This is a genomic window from Dactylosporangium sp. CA-152071 (genome assembly GCF_050936335.1).
GTDB lineage: Bacteria > Actinomycetota > Actinomycetes > Mycobacteriales > Micromonosporaceae > Dactylosporangium > Dactylosporangium maewongense.
In genome coordinates this window covers 2,813,024-2,829,977 of record NZ_JBNJMZ010000002.1, presented here as the reverse complement: position 1 = coordinate 2,829,977, position 16,954 = coordinate 2,813,024, and the positions used below count along the sequence as shown (strand labels likewise).

The following is a 16,954-nucleotide window of genomic DNA, read 5'->3' as shown; positions in this document are numbered from 1 at the left end:
GGTCGGGGCGTGACGAAGCACCGGCCCGCCGCGCGGGTCATCTGCCTGGACGCCGCCGACCGGGTGCTGCTGCTGCGGTGGCGGGACCCTTCGGACGGCAGGTGGCTGTGGGAGCCGCCCGGCGGTGGCATCGACCCCGGCGAGACCCCGTTCGAGGCGGCGCGGCGGGAGCTGGCCGAGGAGACGGGGCTTGACGCGGGGCTCGTTCGGGAGCGCTGGGTGCCGGTGTCCCGCGACTCGTGGTGGAAGGGCACGCGGTACGTCGGGACCGAGCAGTTCTTCCTCGCCCGGTTCGACGCCGAGCGGCCGCCGCTGGTCCGGACGGGTCTGCTGCCCCACGAGCAGGTGACGCTCGACTCGCACGCGTGGGTTCTCTGGTCGGACCTGGCGTCGCTGCCGGACGAGCTCCAGCCGCCGGAGCTGCTGGAGGTCCTGGTGGCCCTGGCCCCGGACGGCCCGTGGTCGGCGCCCCAGCCGTGACGCGGCCCTGACCCGGCCGGCGTCCCGGCCCTGACCACGGCGAGGAAGAAGCCGCCGCCCACGACGGCGGTGACCACGCCGACCTGCAGCTCGCCGGGGCGGGACACGACCCGGCCGACGACGTCGGCGCCGAGCAGCAGAGCGGGGGCGAGGACCGCGCAGAAGGCCAGCAGCCACCGCAGGTCGGGCCCCGTCAGCGGGCGGACCAGGTGCGGCACCATCAGGCCGAGGAACACGATCGGGCCGCACGCCGCGGTCGCCGCGCCGCAGAGCAGGACGACGGCGACGGCGGCCACCGCGCGGACGCGGGCCGGGTCGGTGCCGAGGGCACGCGCGGTGTCGTCGCCGAGCGCCATCACGTTCAGCGTGCGGGCGAGCGCCGCGGTCACCAGTACACCGGCGGCGACGAACGGCAGGATCAGCCTCGCCGTGCCGGGTGACGCCGCGGCGAGGGACCCCGCGGTCCAGAAGCGCATCCGGTCGAGGGAGGCGGTGTCCAGCAGTTGGACCGCCGCGACGTAGGCGTAGAGGACGGCGGTGACGGCTGTGCCGGACAGTGCGAGGCCGGCGGGGGTCGCGGTGGCCCCGCCGGCGACGGCCCAGACGACGACGGTGACGACGGCGGCGCCCGCGAACGCGAACCAGATGTACCCGGACAGGCCGGTGACGCCGAGGAAGCTGATCGCGGAGACGACGGCGGCGGAGGCGCCCGCGTTGACGCCGAGCAGGCCGGGGTCGGCGAGCGGGTTGCGGGTCAGCGCCTGCATCAGCGCGCCGGCGAGGCCGAGGGCGACCCCGACGAGCAGCCCGAGGCCGCTTCGTGGCAGCCGCAGCCGGCGGACGACCGTGGCAGCGGGATCGGACGGGTCGATCAGCCCGTGCCAGACGTCCGGCGGGGCGAGCGAGCGCGCGCCGACCGCGAGGCTCGCGACGACGGCAAGGGCGAGGACGGCCACGAACACCAGCAGCCAGCGCCCTCTGTGGACCTGCACGCACGAACCCCCGGACTTGACACGATCAACTTAGGTGAGGCTAACCTAATCGCCGCTTGACGCTGAAGTCAAAAACCGAAGTCAACGGAAGGTGCACCAATGAACCGACGCCATTTCCTGACCGCGGCCGGCGGCCTCGGCCTCGGCGCCCTGCTCGCCGCCTGCGGAGACGGCACCAGCGGAGCGGAAGCGGCGGCGTGGGAGTTCACCGACGACCGTGGCACCAAGGCGAGCGCCGCCAAACGGCCCACCCGGGTCGTCGCCTACGTCGGCTCGGCCGCCGCGCTGCGCGACTTCGGCGTCGACGCGCAGGTGCTCGGCACGTTCGGCCCGTCGAAGAGCGCCGACGGCGGCAAGGACCCGCTCGCCGGTGACCTCGACGTCGCCCGGCTCACCTCGCTCGGCAACGCGTGGGGCGAGTTCAACATCGAGAAGTACGCCTCGCTCAACCCGGACCTGCTGGTCACGAACATGTACGAGCCGAACGCGCTGTGGTACGTGCCCGACGACAGCAAGGACAAGATCCTCGCGCTCGCCCCGAGTGTCGGCATCACCGTCTCCGGTGGGGTCAGCCTGCCGCAGGTGATCCAGCGGTACTCCGCCCTCGCCGCAGCCCTGGGCGCCGACCAGTCCGCGAAGCCGGTCGTGGACGCCAAGGCCCGCTTCGAGGCGGCCGGCGAGGCCGTGAAGGCGGCGGTCAAGAGCAACGGCGGCCTCAAGGTGCTCGCCGCCTCCGCGAGCCCCGACCTGCTCTACGCGTCGACGCCCAAGGCGTACGCGGACCTCGGCCACTACCGGGAGCTCGGCGTCGACGTGATCACGCCGGAGAACGTGACCGGCGGCTTCTTCGAGAACCTCAGCTGGGAGAACGCCGACCGGTACAAGGCCGACGTGATCCTCCTCGACAGCCGCACCTCGGCGCTGCAGCCCAAGGACCTCGCCGCGAAGCCGACCTGGGCGGCGCTGCCCGCGGTCAAGGCCGGCCAGGTCGTGCCGTGGCTCAGCGAGCCGCGCTTCAGCCACGCCGGCTGCGCCGGCCCCCTGGAGGCCCTCGCGAAGGCCCTGACGAGCGCGAAGAAGGTCACCGGGTGACGTTCGACTTCTTCGACGTGACGGTGCTGCGCAAGGAGCTGCTGTCGCCGTCGGCGGTGCGGCTGGTGTTCGGCGGCGCCGACCTGGCGGCGTTCACCAGCGGCGGCCGGGACCAGCGGTTCAAGCTGTTCCTGCCGCAGCCGCACCAGCGGGCGGCGGTCGTGCCCAGGGGCGAGGACTGGTACCCGCGATGGCGCGCGGCCGACCCCGCGACGCGGGCCGTCATGCGCACCTACACCGTGCGGGAGCAGCGCGGCGACGAGTTCGATGTCGACTTCGCCGTGCACGACACGGTCACCGCCGGCCCCGCGTCGGCCTGGGCCCGGCACGCGCGCCCCGGCGACCGCGCCGTCGTGCTCGCCCCGACCGTCGCCGACAACGGCGGCGTCGACTTCCGCCCGCCGCAGGACACCGACTGGGTGCTGCTCACCGGCGACGAGACGGCCCTGCCGGCGCTCGCCGGCATCCTCGCGTGGGTCGGCACGTCCATGCCGGTCCGGGCGTGGATCGAGGTGCATGACGCCGCCGATGTACGGGACCTGCCCCGCCCCGAAGGCGCCGAGCTGACCTGGCTGGTCGGCGGCGGCGTCCTGGACGCGGTCCGCGCCGCGGACCTGCCGGTGGGCACCCCGTACGCGTGGGTGGCGGGCGAGTCCGGCGTCGTGCGGTCCGTGCGCCGGCACCTGGTCCACGAGCGCGGCATCGACCGCCGCCGGGTCATGTTCACCGGGTACTGGCGCCGCGGCGCCACCGAGGACGACCTCATCGCCGAGGCCGCCTGAGCCCCCGGCGGCCCGTTTGCACGCGAACGGTCCCGGCCAGTCGCAGCCGGGACCGTTCGGATCGTTCGGGGCGGTTACTTCAGCGGGTCGGCGCCCGGCGTGCCCTGGCCGGGGGTGCCGCGCGGGGCCTTGGGCTTCGCGGCGGCGCCGTTCGAGGCGGCCCGGGCCGACGGCGTCGTGGTGGTGGACGACGCGGCGGACGACATCGCGGGTGAAGTGGCGGACGACATCGCGGGCGACGCCGCGGGTGGCGTGATCGAGGCGGTGGGCGGCGGCGACGAGGCGAGCTTCTTCGCCGTCTCCTGCGCCTGCGCGAAGGTCGGGTTGGCACGCAGCTGCCGGGCGCCCTCGACGATCTGCTCGTACTTGCCGCGGCCGGCACGGGTGCCCAGCACGTAACCGGTGGCGAGCCCGGCGGCCAATGTCAGCAGTCTCATCTGGTCTCCCTCAACGGTACGGGTGCTCGACTCCACGGCCTTGTGCCCGCCCCGACACGAGGTCAAACGCCCGGTGACGTTCCCCCGCCGTGGGTGACGCCGGAGAAGGCACGGATTCGTGATCGTGCAGGGAGACGATGTTCGGCTGCGCGAGCGGAGGCCGGTCCATGGGTACACCCGTCCGCGCGGGGGCCGTCGCGCTCTGCCTGCTGCTGGGTGTCGCCAGCGGCTGCACGTCCGACGCCCCGGCGAAGCCGCCGCCCAAGAACGCGGCGCCGGGCGTCGCCGACCCGACCGACTTCGGTCACGGCCCGATCGACCCGTCGGCGCGTGGTGACGCCTCGGTCGCCGTCACCACGATCGCGCGGCACCTCGACGTCCCGTGGGGGCTGACGTTCCTGCCCGACGGCAGCGCCCTCGTCACCGAGCGGCGGACGCTGCGGATCCTGCGGGTCGGCCCGGGCAGGGCGGCCAACGGCGCGCTGACCGTCACGCCGGTGACGAAGATCAGCGAGGCGGTGTCGGACAACGAGGGCGGGCTGCTCGGGATCGCCGCGTCGCCACGGTTCGCCGTCGACCAGACGGTCTACATCTACTACACCACCGCCGTCGACAACCGGGTCGCCAGGCTGAAGTTCGGCGAGCGGCCGAAGCCGATCGTCACCGGCATCCCGCGCGGCGGCATCCACAACGGCGGGCGACTCGAGTTCGGCCCCGACGGGTACCTGTACGCGACCACCGGGGAGGCGTCCAGGACCGAGGCGGCACAGCAGCTCGACGACCTCGGCGGGAAGATCCTGCGGATGACGACCGACGGCAAGCCACCGCCCGGCAACCCGTTCCGCGGCTCGCTCGTCTGGTCCTACGGTCACCGCAACCCGGAGGGCCTGGACTGGGCCGCCGACGGCACGATGTACGAGACCGAGATCGGCGAGGCGGTCTGGGACGAGCTGAACATCATCGTGCCCGGCGGCAACTACGGCTGGCCGCTCGTGGAGGGTATGGGCACCAACCCGAAGTACATCAACCCGGTCGTGACGTGGCACCCGGAGGTCGGGGTCAGCGCCGACGTGGCCGTGGTCGGCGACACCGCCGTCGTCACCTGCCTGCGGGGGCAGCGCGTGTACCTCGTCGGCCTCGACCGCAGCCTGCAGAAGGAGGCCGGCAGCCGGCCGCCCGAGGGCGGCGGGTCGGACGCGTGGGGCATCCGGTGGCGGCCCGGCGGTGGCGTGCCGAACAAGCCCGTGGAGGCACTCGCGACGAAGTACGGCCGGCTGCGCACCGCCGTCAGGGCGCCCGACGGCAGCGTCTGGATGACCACGTCCAACCGTGACGGCCGCAACCCCGGCGGACCGGCCGCCGACGACGACCGCATCCTCCGCCTGACCCTGCACCCGCTCGTCTCGCCGGGCCCACGGTGAACGTCGGTGGCGTGGCGAAACTGCGACACGCGGTGCGGCGCCGGCCGCGACGCGTCGCGGCGGGCTTCCTGCTCTGCGCCGTCCTGCTCAGCGTGCTGCTGGTCGTACAGACGCGGGACAGCGAGACCCATGGACGGCGGTGCGCGGCGGCCGGCGCGGTCTCGATGCCACGACGCACGGTCAACGATGCCGAACTGTCCCAGCGGCAGCTGCGCTGCGCCGACCTGGAGCGGTCCACTGTGGACGGATTCGTCCGCGAGGCGAACCTCAGCGGCAGCAACCTGCACGAGGCGAACCTGCGAACGGTGTCGATGGAGAACGTCGACCTGACCGGCGCGGACCTGACCGGCGCCGACGTCCGCGACGCCACCCTCACCGGCGTCGAGCTCGGCCGCGCCGACCTGCGCCGCACCACCTGGAACGGCAGCACGTTCGCCGACACCGGCCTGCGCGGCGCCGTGCTGCGCGACGCGCACCTGCGGCAGACCGAGTTCCGCCGGTCCGACTTCGGCGGCGCGGACGTCCGGGGCGCGGACCTGTCCGGCGCCCTCCTGGCCGACACGGACCTGCGCGGCGCCCGCCTCGGCGACGCCGACCTCGACGACGTCACGTGGGTGAACGTGGTCTGCCCCGACGGCACGAAGTCCGGCGGCGACCGGCGCGAGTCCTGCGCCGGCCACCTCACCCCGAAGTGACGAGCGGCCGTCAGGCCGCCGGGGCGTGCGCGTCGACCTGCCAGCAGGCGGCGGTGAAGCGGACCTCGTCGCCGACGACGAACGGGGCGAACGCGGCGCGGACGGTCTCGACGATCCTGGTCCGGGCGGGCTCGGCGACGTCGCCCAGGACCAGGCCGAGCGGGCCGAGCCGGGTGAAGTACGGCACGAGCGACGCCTCCGGGAAGGCGCACGGCACGTCGAGGGGGCGGATGTCGACCGAGGTCCAGCCGGCGTCGCGCAGGATGCCCCGCACCTTCGCCGGGTCGGCGAACGCGAACTGCCCCGGCGCGTCCGGCCGGCGGACCGGCAGCGACGGCAGCAGCGGCGCCGCGGCCCGCTCCGCCGTCGTCATGAACGGGTTCTCCTCGACGCCGCGCCAGGTGACGGCGCGCAGGACCGCGCCCGGGGCGGCGGCGCGGCGCAGGTTGGTGAAGGCGCGGACGGCGTCGGCGAAGAACATGACGCCGAACCTGGAGATGACCGTGTCGAACGCCGCCGCCCCGAAGTCGTGCTCCTGCGCGTCCGCCTGGACGAAGTCGGCCGGCACCCCCTCGCGGCCGGCCCGCTCCCGCGCCGCCGCGACCATCGGCCCGGCGATGTCGACGCCGACGCAGCGGCCGCCCGGGTCGACCTTCCGGGCGGCGGCGACGGTCGTGCCGCCGGTGCCGCAGCCGACGTCGAGCACGCTGCCGCCGCGGACCGCCGCGACCAGCAGGTCCTCGAACGGCCGGAACACCTCGTCCAGCATCGCCTGCGCCGAGACCCACGCCTGCCCGGCGCGGCCGTTCCACAGTGCCGTCTGCGCTTCCATGCTCAGCTCCCCCTTGCCATGAACGGTGACCGGATGGGACGGTTTCACTTCAAGCCGACTTGAGGTCAAGCCGATGACGAACCTGGACATCGCCGAGGTGGCGCGCCGCTCGGGGCTGGCCGCCTCGACCCTGCGCTACTACGAGGAGAAGGGCCTGATCGCCTCGGTCGGCCGGGCCGGCCTGCGCCGCCAGTTCGATCCGGGCGTGCTGCAGCGGCTCGCGCTGATCGCGCTCGGGCGCACCGCGGGCTTCTCCCTGGACGAGATCGCGCTCATGTTCGCCCCCGACGGCAGCCCCCGCATCGACCGCGCCGTGCTCGCCGCGAAGGCCGACGAGCTGGACGCGACGATCGGCAGGCTCACCGTCCTGCGCGACTCCCTCCGCCACGCGGCGGCCTGCCCGGCCCCCACGCACATGGAGTGCCCCACCTTCCGCCGCATCATCCGCGCCGCCGAGGCCGGCACCCACCCGCGGCCGGGCGGCGGACCGCGCCGGTGAGGCCCCATGAGGGCTTGCATTGTCACAATGTATAGGTCAGTGTGTGCGGGTGATCCGATTCGTCTGGGCACATCTTCGGGGGCGGGCGGGGCGGGCGGTGGCACTCCTCGTCGGGGTGCTCACCGCCACCACCGGCTTCACCGTGCTGACCGGCGCCACCGCCACCGCGCGCTTGCAGGTCACCGGCACCGTGGACGCCAACGTGCGGGCCGCGTACGACATCCTTGTCAGGCCGAAGGGCAGCCGGCTGCCGCTCGAAGGCGACCGCGCGCTGCTGCGGCCCAACGCGGTGTCCGGCATCTACGGCGGGCTCACCATGGACGACTGGGCGAAGGTCCGCTCGGTGCCCGGCATCGACGTCGCCGCGCCGATCGCGATGGCCGGGTCGCTCAACGCCGCCGTCGTCGCGCCGGTCGACCTCACCGACCTCGTCGACCCCAAGCTGGACCGGCAGGTCATGCGGGTCGACCGCACGCTGCTGGCGGACCGCGGGCTCAGCCGTACACCGGCGACCCCCGCCTGGGTGTACGTCACCACGCACGACGTCTCGTGGCCGCGGCTCGGCCGCAACGACGAGCTGCTGCAGTTCTCGGGTGGCCAGACGATGCCGTGGCAGCAGCTGTGCCACGGCACCCCGGGCCTGCTCGAGGAGGGCCGGCAGGTGTGCCCGTTCGTCGAGCAGGACGAGGTCACCGACGCCACAAACCAGTCCGTCTTCGCGTTCCGGCGGCGCCCCGACGGCCGGTTCGAGACGCTGTACGACACCGAGCCGCAGCAGCGGCTCAGCATCTCCCTGACGTGGCACGAGCCGATGCTCGTCGCGGCCGTCGACCCCGACGCCGAGGACCGGCTCGTCGGGCTGCGCGGCGCCACGCAGGGCACGTTCCTCGCCAACACGCCGGCGCAGGCGACCGCCATTCCCGGCACCTCCGAGCAGCGCATGGTCGTGCCCGTGCTGGCGTCGTCGCGCCGGTACGCCGACACCACCACCGCCGTCAGCATCTCGCACGCACCGCTGCCCGCCCTGCCCGCCGGGACGTCGCAGGCGATGCTGGCCGCGATGACCGCCGCACCCACGACCCACGTGCGCGACGACGTGCTGGACGCCGAGGCCGCATACCAGCACACCGTCGGCACCGGCCGCGACCTCGGCCTCCTCTACAGCCATGAGTGGCTCCTGCAGATCGGCGGCGTCTCCTACGCGCAGGCTCCGGACGGCAGCCTCACCGCCGTCCCCGTGCCCGACAACTCGGCCGCGTACGCCCTGCCGTACTCCTCAGGCTTCCCCGCGCCGTGGCAGCTCGACGACACCTCGTTCCGCACGGTGAAGAACGTGTCGGTGCGCATGAACGGCGAGATGACGACGGCGGACTTCGGCGTCGTCGGCACGTTCGACCCGGCCCGGCTCACCACGTTCAACCCGCTCAGCCGCGTGCCGATGGAGACCTACGAGCCACCCCTGGTCGTCGGCGCCGACCAGGCCACCCGCGACCTGCTCGGCGACCGCCCGCTCGCCCCCGGCGGCAACCCGGGCGGATACCTGTCGTCGCCACCGATGCTGCTGACCAGCATCGCGGCGCTGCCGGACATCCTCACCGACACCACCGGCACCGACAAGGCCGCGCCGCTGAGCGCCATCCGGGTCCGCGTGGCCGGCGTGCACGGCTTCTCCGCCACCTCCCGGGAGCGGGTCCGCGTCGTCGCGGAGGAGATCTCCGCCCGCACCGGCCTGGACGTCGACATCACGTACGGCTCCTCGCCCTCCCCGCAGACCGTCACCCTCGCCGCCGGCAAGTACCAGCGGCCCGAGCTGCGCGTCACCGAGCACTGGGTGAAGAAGGGCGTCGCGGCGAGCATCATCACCGCGATCGACCGCAAGAGCGCCGTCCTGTTCGTCCTCGTCCTGGCGGTCTGCGCGCTCTTCCTCGCCAACGCCGTCGCCGCCGGCGTCCGCGACCGGCGCGCCGAACTCGCCACCCTGGCCGCGCTCGGCTGGCCCGCCCACCGGATCTTCGCCGCGGTCCTCGGGGAGGTCTTCGTCATCGGGACGGTCGCGGGCCTCGGCGCCCTCGCCCTCACCGGCCCGCTCGGCGGGCTGCTGGACGTCCGCACCAGCTGGACGCAGGCCCTGCTGGCGCTGCCGACCGCCGTCGGGCTGTCCCTGCTCGCCGGCCTGCTGCCGGCCCTCGGCGCCGCCCGCGGCCGCCCCGCCGCCGGCCTGCGCCCCGCCGTCACCCGCCCGCGCCGCGCCGGCCGCCCCCGCGGCCCGGTCACCATGGGCCTGCTCAACCTGGTCCGCGTCCCCGGCCGCACCGCCCTCGCCGGCGGCGCCCTCGCCATCGGCATCACCGCCGCCACCGTCCTCGGCGCCATCACCTTCGCCTTCCACGGCGCGATCGTCGGCACCCTCCTCGGCGACGCGGTCTCCCTGCGCGTCAGGACCGTCGACACGATCGCGGTCGCGGCGACGATCCTGCTCGGCGTCCTGGCCGTCGCCGACGTCCTCTACCTGAACATCCGCGACCGCGCCGCCGAGCTCGCCACCCTCCGCGCCACCGGCTGGACCCCGGCCGCCCTCGCCCGCCTCGTCGCCGCCGAGGGCCTCGGCATCGGCCTCCTCGGCGGCCTCGCGGGCGCCGCCGTGGGCGTGACCGCCGCCGCCTGGCTCGTCGGCGACCTGAGGCCCGCCCTGCTCACGACCGCCGGCTCGGCCGTCGCCGCCGGCGCCCTGCTGGCCACCTGCGCCGCCCTGATCCCCGCCGCCCTCCTGCAGCGCCTACCGACCGCCGCCCTTCTCGCCGAGGAGTCCTGACCCCCACCCCCGCCCACCGCGCCGCGCCGCGGGGTGGGCGACGACCCAGGCACCGGCGGACGTGATCCGGTCGCCTGCCTCCACGATGTACGGCGGCCGGCCGCCGGGGCCATGTCGACCTGCAGCGGGTCGTGGTGTGCCGCGGCGCCGAGGTGGCAGACGTTTGTCGAAATCGGCGGCATGGGTGACGATGAGCCGCTCATCCTTGACCTGCGTGAGGTGACTGCGTGACCACGACGGACCTGCCGCCGCCGACCGACCCGGCGACCACTGGGCACGACGGGCTGCCGGATGTGCTCGTCACCCCGCCGTGGTCCCGCCGCCGCGAGCCGGTCGTGGTGCCCGGACTGACCCGCTCCGCGCCGCTGGCGTCCGACGGCACGCCGGGAGCCGACGCGCTGCACGCCGTGCCGGACCTCGTCGCGTTGTCGCGGGAGATGGTCACCGAGACGACGCTGCGGCTGCTGCCGTTCACCGGCCCGGAGCTGGCTGACCTGATGATGGAACTGCGGGTGAAGTCCCGGTCGGCGTGGACCCGCGACCTCGCGCGGCAGTGGCTGTCCCGCCACCCGGCCGCCGCCGCCCGCGATCTCGTGCCGCCGGCCCTGGAGGAGCCCGGCCCGCGCCGCGAACTCGCCGAGCACGCACTGCTGGCGCTCGCCACGGACGGTCACCGGGATCTGGTGCTCACCGCCGCCGACAACTACGGTTCGGCGGCCGGCGCCGCGATCCGGGCGATGCTCGACACGGACCCGCTCGAGCTGCTGCCCTCGACGTTGCCGAAGATCCCGCGCTGGGTCGGCGTGCCGACGCTGCCGACGATCCGTCTGCGGGACGGCGTGCGGACCCTGCCGGTCGAGTCGGCGCGGCACGTGGTCACCATGCTCTCGCTGTCCCAGCCCGCCCTGCCGTATGCGGGTCTGGAGATCGTGAAGGACGTCTGCGACCCCGTCTCGCTGGCCGCCTTCGGCCGGGCCCTCCTGCTGCGCTGGGTCGACGCCAACTGTCCGTCGGTCGGCCGATGGGCGCTCGACATGCAGGGTCTCATCGGCGACGACGAGACGGCCCGCAGGCTCAGTCCGCTGATCCGCTCCTGGCCCGGTCACGGCGACCACACCCGGGCCGCACGCGGCCTCGACGTGCTCACCGCGATCGGCACCGACGTGGCGCTCATGCATATCCAGGGTGTCGCCGACAAAGCCTCCAAGCACAGCACCCGCCGGCTCGCCAAGGAGCGGCTGGAGACCCTGGCCCGGGACACCGGCCTCACCCTGGAGCAGCTCGCGGACCGCCTCGTGCCCGACCTCGGTCTCGACACCGACGGCAGCCTCAGCCTCGACTACGGGCCGCGTCGGTTCGTCGTCGGCTTCGACGAGCACCTCATGCCCTTTGTCACCGACGCCGCCGGTACCCGCCGCGCCGCGCTGCCCAGGCCCGGAGTGAAGGACGACCCGGTCGCCGCGCCCGCCGCGTACCAGCGGTTCCTCGGGTTGAAGAAGGACGTGCGGACCGTGGCGGCCGACCAGATCCGCCGCCTCGAGCGCGCCTTGGCCGACCAGCGCCGGTGGAGCGGCGCGGAGTTCCACCGGTACCTGGTGGGACATCCGCTGCTGTGGCACGTCGCGCGCCGGCTGCTCTGGGTGACGTCCGAGGGCCCCGACGGTGGCGAGGCGTGCTTCCGGGTGGCCGAGGACCGCACGTACGCCGACGTGGAAGACGAGCCGATCGTCGTCACCGCGACCGCAACGGTGTGGCTCGCGCACCCGCTCCGGCTCGGCGACCGGTTGGCGGCGTGGGCGGAGGTGTTCGCCGACTACGAGGTCCTGCAGCCGTTCGCGCAGCTGGGTCGCGACGTCCACGTGCTGACCGACGACGAGCGCACCGCCCACAGCCTCGACCGGCAGGACGGCCGCACCGTCCACGTCGGACGGCTCCTCGGGCTGGTGCGCCGCGGCTGGCGGATGGGCAAGGTCGGCGACGGCGGCATGCTGTGCACGCTGGAGCGTGACCTGCCCGGCGGCCTCGTCGCCTCGATCGACCTCGACCCCGGCATGTTCATCGGCGACGTCACCGCCGAACAGCAGCAGACCCTCGGCAACGTGTGGCTGCCCACCCACGCCGACGGCAAGCTCGTCCCCGGCTTCGGCGCGATCGACCCGGTCGCCGTGTCGGAGCTCATCCATGATCTGCAGGAAGTCACTTCATCGACTTCCTCGACGTGATCGCCTACCGCAAGCGGGGCATCGCCCTGTAGTACGGCGACGGGGACCCGCGGTTGCGGGTCCCCGTCGCGATGGTGAGGTAGGACGGCCCGCACTTCGTCATCCCGTTCGACACGCGGCCCGGTGCCGGGCGCACCGCCCGGTTCGTCAACTCCACAACCTCGCCTCCGCCACCGCGGGCCCGGAAACGGAAGGACCCGCGACCACCACCGGGGCGGTCGCGGGTCCCTGTAGGGCAGGTGTCAGGAGGTCACGAGACGAACCACTCCTGGGCGCGGCCTCCGTTGCAGTCCCAGATCCACAGCTGGGTCCCGTTGGCCGTGTTCTGGTTCGGCAGGTCCAGGCAGCGGCCCGAGACCGGGTTGCGGATGGAGTTGTTGGGGCCGAGCTCCCAGATCTGGTTGGCCGTCATGTTGCAGGTGTAGAGGTGGATCTTCGAGCCGGCGGCGGTGCCGTAGCCGATGATGTCCAGGCACATGCCCCTGATCCGGATGGTGCCGTCTCCCATGACGGCCCAGATCTGCGAGTGCGCGCCACCGTTGCAGTCCCAGGAGCTGATCAGGTTGCCGTTGGCCCCCGTGCCCTGGTAGTTGTCGACGCACTTGCCGGGCACCCCGGAGCGGATCACGCCGATGCCGGTCCACTGCGGCGTCCAGCTCTGGGCGGCGTTGCCGGAGCAGGTCCACACCTGGAGCTTGGTCTCGTTGGCGGTGCTGGCGTTCGGGACGTCCAGGCACAGGCCCGAGTTGGGGTTGCGCAGCGAGTTGAACGGGCCGACCTCCCACTGCTGCGCGGCCAGGCCGTGGCACGTCCACAGGTGCACGTACGTGCCCGGTGTCGTGCCGGCGTTGTTGACGTCGAGGCACTTGCCCGCGATGCGGATGGTGCCGTCGCCGGGCATCGTCCACAGCTGCGAGTCGGAGCCGCCGTTGCAGCCGAACGACTGGATGCGGTTGCCATCGGTGCTGGCGCCGTACGGGTTGTCCATGCACTTGCCGGTGACGCCCGAGCGGAACATCATCAGCGTGTTGTTGGGCACGGCGCCGTTGGTGGAGTGCATGGCGCCGGTGTGCACCCGGACCTCGTCGACGTCGCCGGCGAAGAACTCGGCGGCCGCGCCGGCCTGGAGGGTCCGGCCGACGTTGAACGTGCCGGCGGCGTTCCAGTTCGCCGTGTAGTACGTCTCGCCCTGCAGTTGATCGTTGACGTAGAACCGGATCTTCCCGGCTGGCGCGTCGTAGACGGCCTCCAGGAACGTGAAGGTGTTGAGCACCGGCGCGGCGGTCGAGTTCACCTTGTAGATCGCGGGTGCGTCGGCGTCGCTGCCCGCCGCCACGAACGACCAGCGGTTGACGGTCTTGTCGTACCGGACGGTGAATCCGGCACCGCGGGTGCCCTGCTGGGAGAAGACGGTGCGGGACACGCTGGTGTCGGTGATCCGGGCCCAGCCGGAGACCGTGTACGACTGGTCGGTGCGTACAACGGCGGGTGCGGTGGCGGCGCCGGACAGGCCGTCGAAGCAGAGGCCGGTGCTGGCGTGGCTGTCGCACCAGGTGACGGTGCCGGGAGGCTCGGTGAGGGTCAGCGGGCGCTGGAAGTTGGAGTCGTCGACGACCTGCCGGGGCGCATCCTCGTCGTAGTCCTCCATCGCCCACTCGCCGGTGACGACGGGGGTGACCGCCGGCTTGATGTCGACGAACGGGTCGATCGCCCGGTCCCACACCCGCACGTCGCCGATGTCGCCCTCGAAGCTCGGCTGGCGCACGCCGGCGTACTTGCCGCCGCCGATGTCCAGCACGCCGACGGCGTTCCAGTTGGACGGGCGGCTGAGCTGGCCGGCGACGACGCCGTTGACGTAGAGCTTCATCATCTTCATGCCCACGTCCCACGACACCGCGACATGCGTCCACTGGCCGAAGACCGGTGCGGTGGGTGCGGTGGCGTAGCGGGGGGCCGCGTCGACGAGGTCGGTGGAGTACACGGTCAGCGCCCACCGGTTCGTCGGCGCCGGCAGGTACTGGATGGCGATGCCGCAGGTCATCCCGCCCTCCACGCACAGCACGGTGCGTGCGTTCGAGGTGCCGCCGGTGAGCCGGACCCAGGCGGCCGCGCCGAAGCTCCTCGTCGTGTTGATGATCGGGCCGGGTGCGACGGCGATGTCGTCGACGCCGTCGAAGTGCAGGGCGCTGTCCTTGCCGTTGACGGCGTGGGTGCCGAGGATCCGCCCGTCGGTCCAGGTCGCGCCGCCGGTGACGGTGGCCGTCGGCCCGCCGGCCGGGCTGGTGGCGAGCGTGGTGCCGGTGCCCTCGTCGAGCTTCCAGGTCTTGGGGTCGGAGTGGGAGTTGACGAGGAACCGGTAGTCCTTGGGCGGCGACGCGTTCTGGGCCGCGTCGCGGGAGCGGACGGTCAGCACGTTCTCGCCGACGTGGGTCGGGGTGACCCAGACGGTCGCCGTGCCGTCAGTGGCGGAGGCGGCGACGTAGGTCTTGGCGTCGCCGTCGAGCTGGTACTCGTAGTCGGCGATGTCGGTCTCGCCGTTGGCGCCGAATGTGAACTGGCCGCTGCGGCCGACGGAGCCGCGCATGACGTCGTTGGGTGGCGTCTCCACGTACAGGCCGTCGAATGCCGCCACGGTCGGTTTGACGCCCGGCGGGGTGGTGTCGATGGAGAACTCGCACCACGGCGACCAGTTGGAGTTGCCGCCGAGGCCGTCGCTGACCCGCACCTGCCAGCGGGCCATCGACCCGGTCAGCGTGCCGGCCGGGACGGCCATGTCGGCGAGGGTGCCCGACGGGACCCCGGTGTCGGTCTTGGGCCAGCCGCTGATGGCGGTCCAGGCGGTGCCGTTCCACTGCTCGAGGGCGAACGACGCGGACAGCTGGCCGCTCTGGTCGCCGTCGGGGTCGGAGATGTTGGCCTTGAGCCACGGCGCGGTGGACCGCACGATCGGCCGACCGGTGCCGGTGACGCAGGCCTGCCCCGCGGCGGTGAAGTCGGTGTGTGTGGTCAGAGCCGAGGCGACCGGGGTGTTCGGCAGGCTGTTGTACTCGACCGACATGGCGGTCTGCGCCTGGTCGAACTTCTTCCAGCGGTTGCTGGCCGTCTCGTCGGTGCCGTCGCTGTCGCGGGCGGACAGGCCCAGGGTGTAGCTGCCCCGGCCCTGCCCGAAGTTGATGACGTCGTTCACCAGGGTCTGGTTGGAGAACTCCATGTACATGTTGGGCTGCGGGTCGTTGGCGCAGCCGGCGCCGGTCGAGGGCTTGTGGGCGTTGCCCGACTTCGTCTCGACGAACAGGTTCAGGGCCGGGCCCGACCAGGCCTGCCTACCGGATCCGGTGAGGTCGCCGGTGCGGTACAGGCTGACCGGCGTCGCGGTGCACGCCCACGAGTGCGTCATCATCGTGACGAACTTGGCGTTGCGGATCTGCTTGCCCGGCAGCCAGCTCAGGTCGAACTCGAAGAACGAGCGGAAGGTGCCGGACCCGTCGGTGTTCTGCCCGACGCGGACGATGCCGTCGTCGCGGTTGGCGTTGGTGGAGTCGGTGTAGCCCCAGCGGGCGCGGCCGACGCCGGTCCACGGGTCGATGACCACGGGGTACGCGACGTTGGGGTCGGCGAGCATCGCGGCGTCGGGGACGATAACGAGCGAGCCGTCTTCCACCGTGGTGGGGAGGTCGGCCTTGCGGGAGTCGTCGGGCACGTGCCGCAGCACGGAGTTCTTGCCCGCGGTGCGCGCCGCCGCGAGGGACCGCTGCGCGCTGGGCACGCCGGCGGAGTCCCACATGAGCGCCGGCCCGGCCGACGCGGTGGTCTTGCCGGTGCTGTCGCGGGTCTCGTAGCCGCCGCCCGGCTTGTTGCGCAGCGTCCAGCCGGTGCTGGTGAGGCCGAACTTGAGCTTGGCGAGGGCCGGGTTCGCCGCGGCCTGCCTGGTCTTGACGATCAGCGAGTAGCCGAAGCCCTCCACTGTGGACTGCACCTGGAGGTCGATGTCCGGCAGCACCGACTCGTACACCGCTGTGTCGCCCTCGATGCGAGGCGCCGGCAGCTTCGACGGCCAGGTCAGCTTGAGCGCGCCGCCCGCACCGTTGAGGGTGACGAGGGGTTCGGTGCCGCCGGCGGAGAACCGTACGTCGGCCACCGAGGCGACGGGTGCGAGCGTGGCGCCGTCCTTGCGCAGCGACAGGTCGATCTCCCGCCAGGCGCCGTCCTTCTTGGTCCAGTGCGGCACGGAGTAGCTCTCCCGCACCAGCGTGCCGCGCGGCGTGGCCATCGTGCGGGCCATCTCGGACCGGGAGTTCGCCACCTCGATGGTGCGGCCGCTCTCGACCGCCTGCCTGATCGCGGTGTTCTCGGACGCCTGCTGGTTCGTGGCCGGTTGACCCGTCGGTGCGGGCGCCGGTTCGGCGCCGGCCGGCGCACCGACCGTGAGCGCGACCGCGGTGCCGACCGAGGCGACCGCGAGCGATGCCACCATGGCGAGTTTGGAGGAGCCGTGTCGACGCACGGCAGGATGAGGTCTGATCACTGTTAGCCCCCGCGAAGTGAAAGTGAGCGAAACCTAGGGGGAGGCCAGTGGCCGTGTCAATCGATGCGCGCGATGTCGGCACGCCGTCGGAGGTATGTCCGGATTGGCGGTGAGTGCCGTCATGAACGCCTCATGATGTCTTGACTTCGGTGAATGCGACCCCTA

The 16,954-nt window shown here is 73.1% G+C and carries 11 protein-coding genes and 1 pseudogene; 8 read left to right on the top strand and 4 right to left on the bottom strand.

Annotation, left to right across the window (positions count from 1 at the left end; all coding sequences use genetic code 11):
* Positions 1-9 precede the first annotated feature (9 nt).
* Positions 10-480, top strand: coding sequence for an NUDIX hydrolase (locus ACQEVZ_RS52640; protein WP_344498507.1), 471 nt, complete (start codon positions 10-12; stop codon positions 478-480).
* Positions 481-497: 17 nt separating this feature from the next.
* Here ACQEVZ_RS52640 and ACQEVZ_RS52635 read toward each other — a convergent pair.
* Positions 498-1,472, bottom strand: a pseudogene (locus tag ACQEVZ_RS52635) (FecCD family ABC transporter permease); the annotation flags it as partial.
* A 99-nt stretch (positions 1,473-1,571) separates the two neighbouring features.
* On the opposite strand from ACQEVZ_RS52635, the gene ACQEVZ_RS52630 reads away from it, so the two are divergent.
* Complete coding sequence (locus ACQEVZ_RS52630; RefSeq protein WP_433383158.1) at positions 1,572-2,564, top strand: ABC transporter substrate-binding protein; 993 nt, start codon at positions 1,572-1,574, stop codon at positions 2,562-2,564.
* Positions 2,561-3,346 (top strand): siderophore-interacting protein, encoded by a 786-nt coding sequence (locus ACQEVZ_RS52625; protein ID WP_354892319.1) that lies wholly within the window; start codon positions 2,561-2,563, stop codon positions 3,344-3,346. Before ACQEVZ_RS52630 ends, ACQEVZ_RS52625 begins: the two co-directional genes overlap by 4 nt.
* A gap of 74 nt (positions 3,347-3,420) precedes the next feature.
* Here the strand turns inward: ACQEVZ_RS52625 and ACQEVZ_RS52620 are convergent, their stop codons facing one another.
* Positions 3,421-3,783 (bottom strand): hypothetical protein, encoded by a 363-nt coding sequence (locus tag ACQEVZ_RS52620; protein WP_433383156.1) that lies wholly within the window; start codon positions 3,781-3,783, stop codon positions 3,421-3,423.
* A 167-nt stretch (positions 3,784-3,950) separates the two neighbouring features.
* Between ACQEVZ_RS52620 and ACQEVZ_RS52615 the strand changes: the two genes are divergently transcribed.
* Positions 3,951-5,204 (top strand): PQQ-dependent sugar dehydrogenase, encoded by a 1,254-nt coding sequence (locus tag ACQEVZ_RS52615; RefSeq protein WP_433383154.1) that lies wholly within the window; start codon positions 3,951-3,953, stop codon positions 5,202-5,204.
* A gap of 11 nt (positions 5,205-5,215) precedes the next feature.
* Positions 5,216-5,899 (top strand): pentapeptide repeat-containing protein, encoded by a 684-nt coding sequence (locus ACQEVZ_RS52610; protein ID WP_433383152.1) that lies wholly within the window; start codon positions 5,216-5,218, stop codon positions 5,897-5,899.
* A gap of 10 nt (positions 5,900-5,909) precedes the next feature.
* On the opposite strand, the gene ACQEVZ_RS52605 is transcribed toward ACQEVZ_RS52610, so the two are convergent.
* Entirely contained in the window at positions 5,910-6,731 is an 822-nt protein-coding gene (locus tag ACQEVZ_RS52605) for a class I SAM-dependent methyltransferase (protein ID WP_433383150.1), read from the bottom strand.
* Positions 6,732-6,804: 73 nt separating this feature from the next.
* Between ACQEVZ_RS52605 and ACQEVZ_RS52600 the strand changes: the two genes are divergently transcribed.
* From ACQEVZ_RS52600 to ACQEVZ_RS52590, 3 genes are all read left to right on the top strand, one after another.
* Positions 6,805-7,230 (top strand): helix-turn-helix domain-containing protein, encoded by a 426-nt coding sequence (locus ACQEVZ_RS52600; RefSeq protein ID WP_433383148.1) that lies wholly within the window; start codon positions 6,805-6,807, stop codon positions 7,228-7,230.
* A gap of 49 nt (positions 7,231-7,279) precedes the next feature.
* Positions 7,280-10,042 (top strand): FtsX-like permease family protein, encoded by a 2,763-nt coding sequence (locus ACQEVZ_RS52595; RefSeq protein ID WP_433383146.1) that lies wholly within the window; start codon positions 7,280-7,282, stop codon positions 10,040-10,042.
* Between the two features lie 227 nt (positions 10,043-10,269).
* The gene (locus ACQEVZ_RS52590) at positions 10,270-12,264 is read left to right on the top strand and encodes a DUF4132 domain-containing protein (RefSeq protein ID WP_433383144.1); all 1,995 of its coding nucleotides are present in this window, start codon (positions 10,270-10,272) and stop codon (positions 12,262-12,264) included.
* A gap of 250 nt (positions 12,265-12,514) precedes the next feature.
* On the opposite strand, the gene ACQEVZ_RS52585 is transcribed toward ACQEVZ_RS52590, so the two are convergent.
* Positions 12,515-16,738, bottom strand: a complete 4,224-nt coding sequence (locus ACQEVZ_RS52585) for a ricin-type beta-trefoil lectin domain protein (protein ID WP_433383142.1) — start codon at positions 16,736-16,738, stop codon at positions 12,515-12,517.
* Positions 16,739-16,954: the final 216 nt, after the last annotated feature.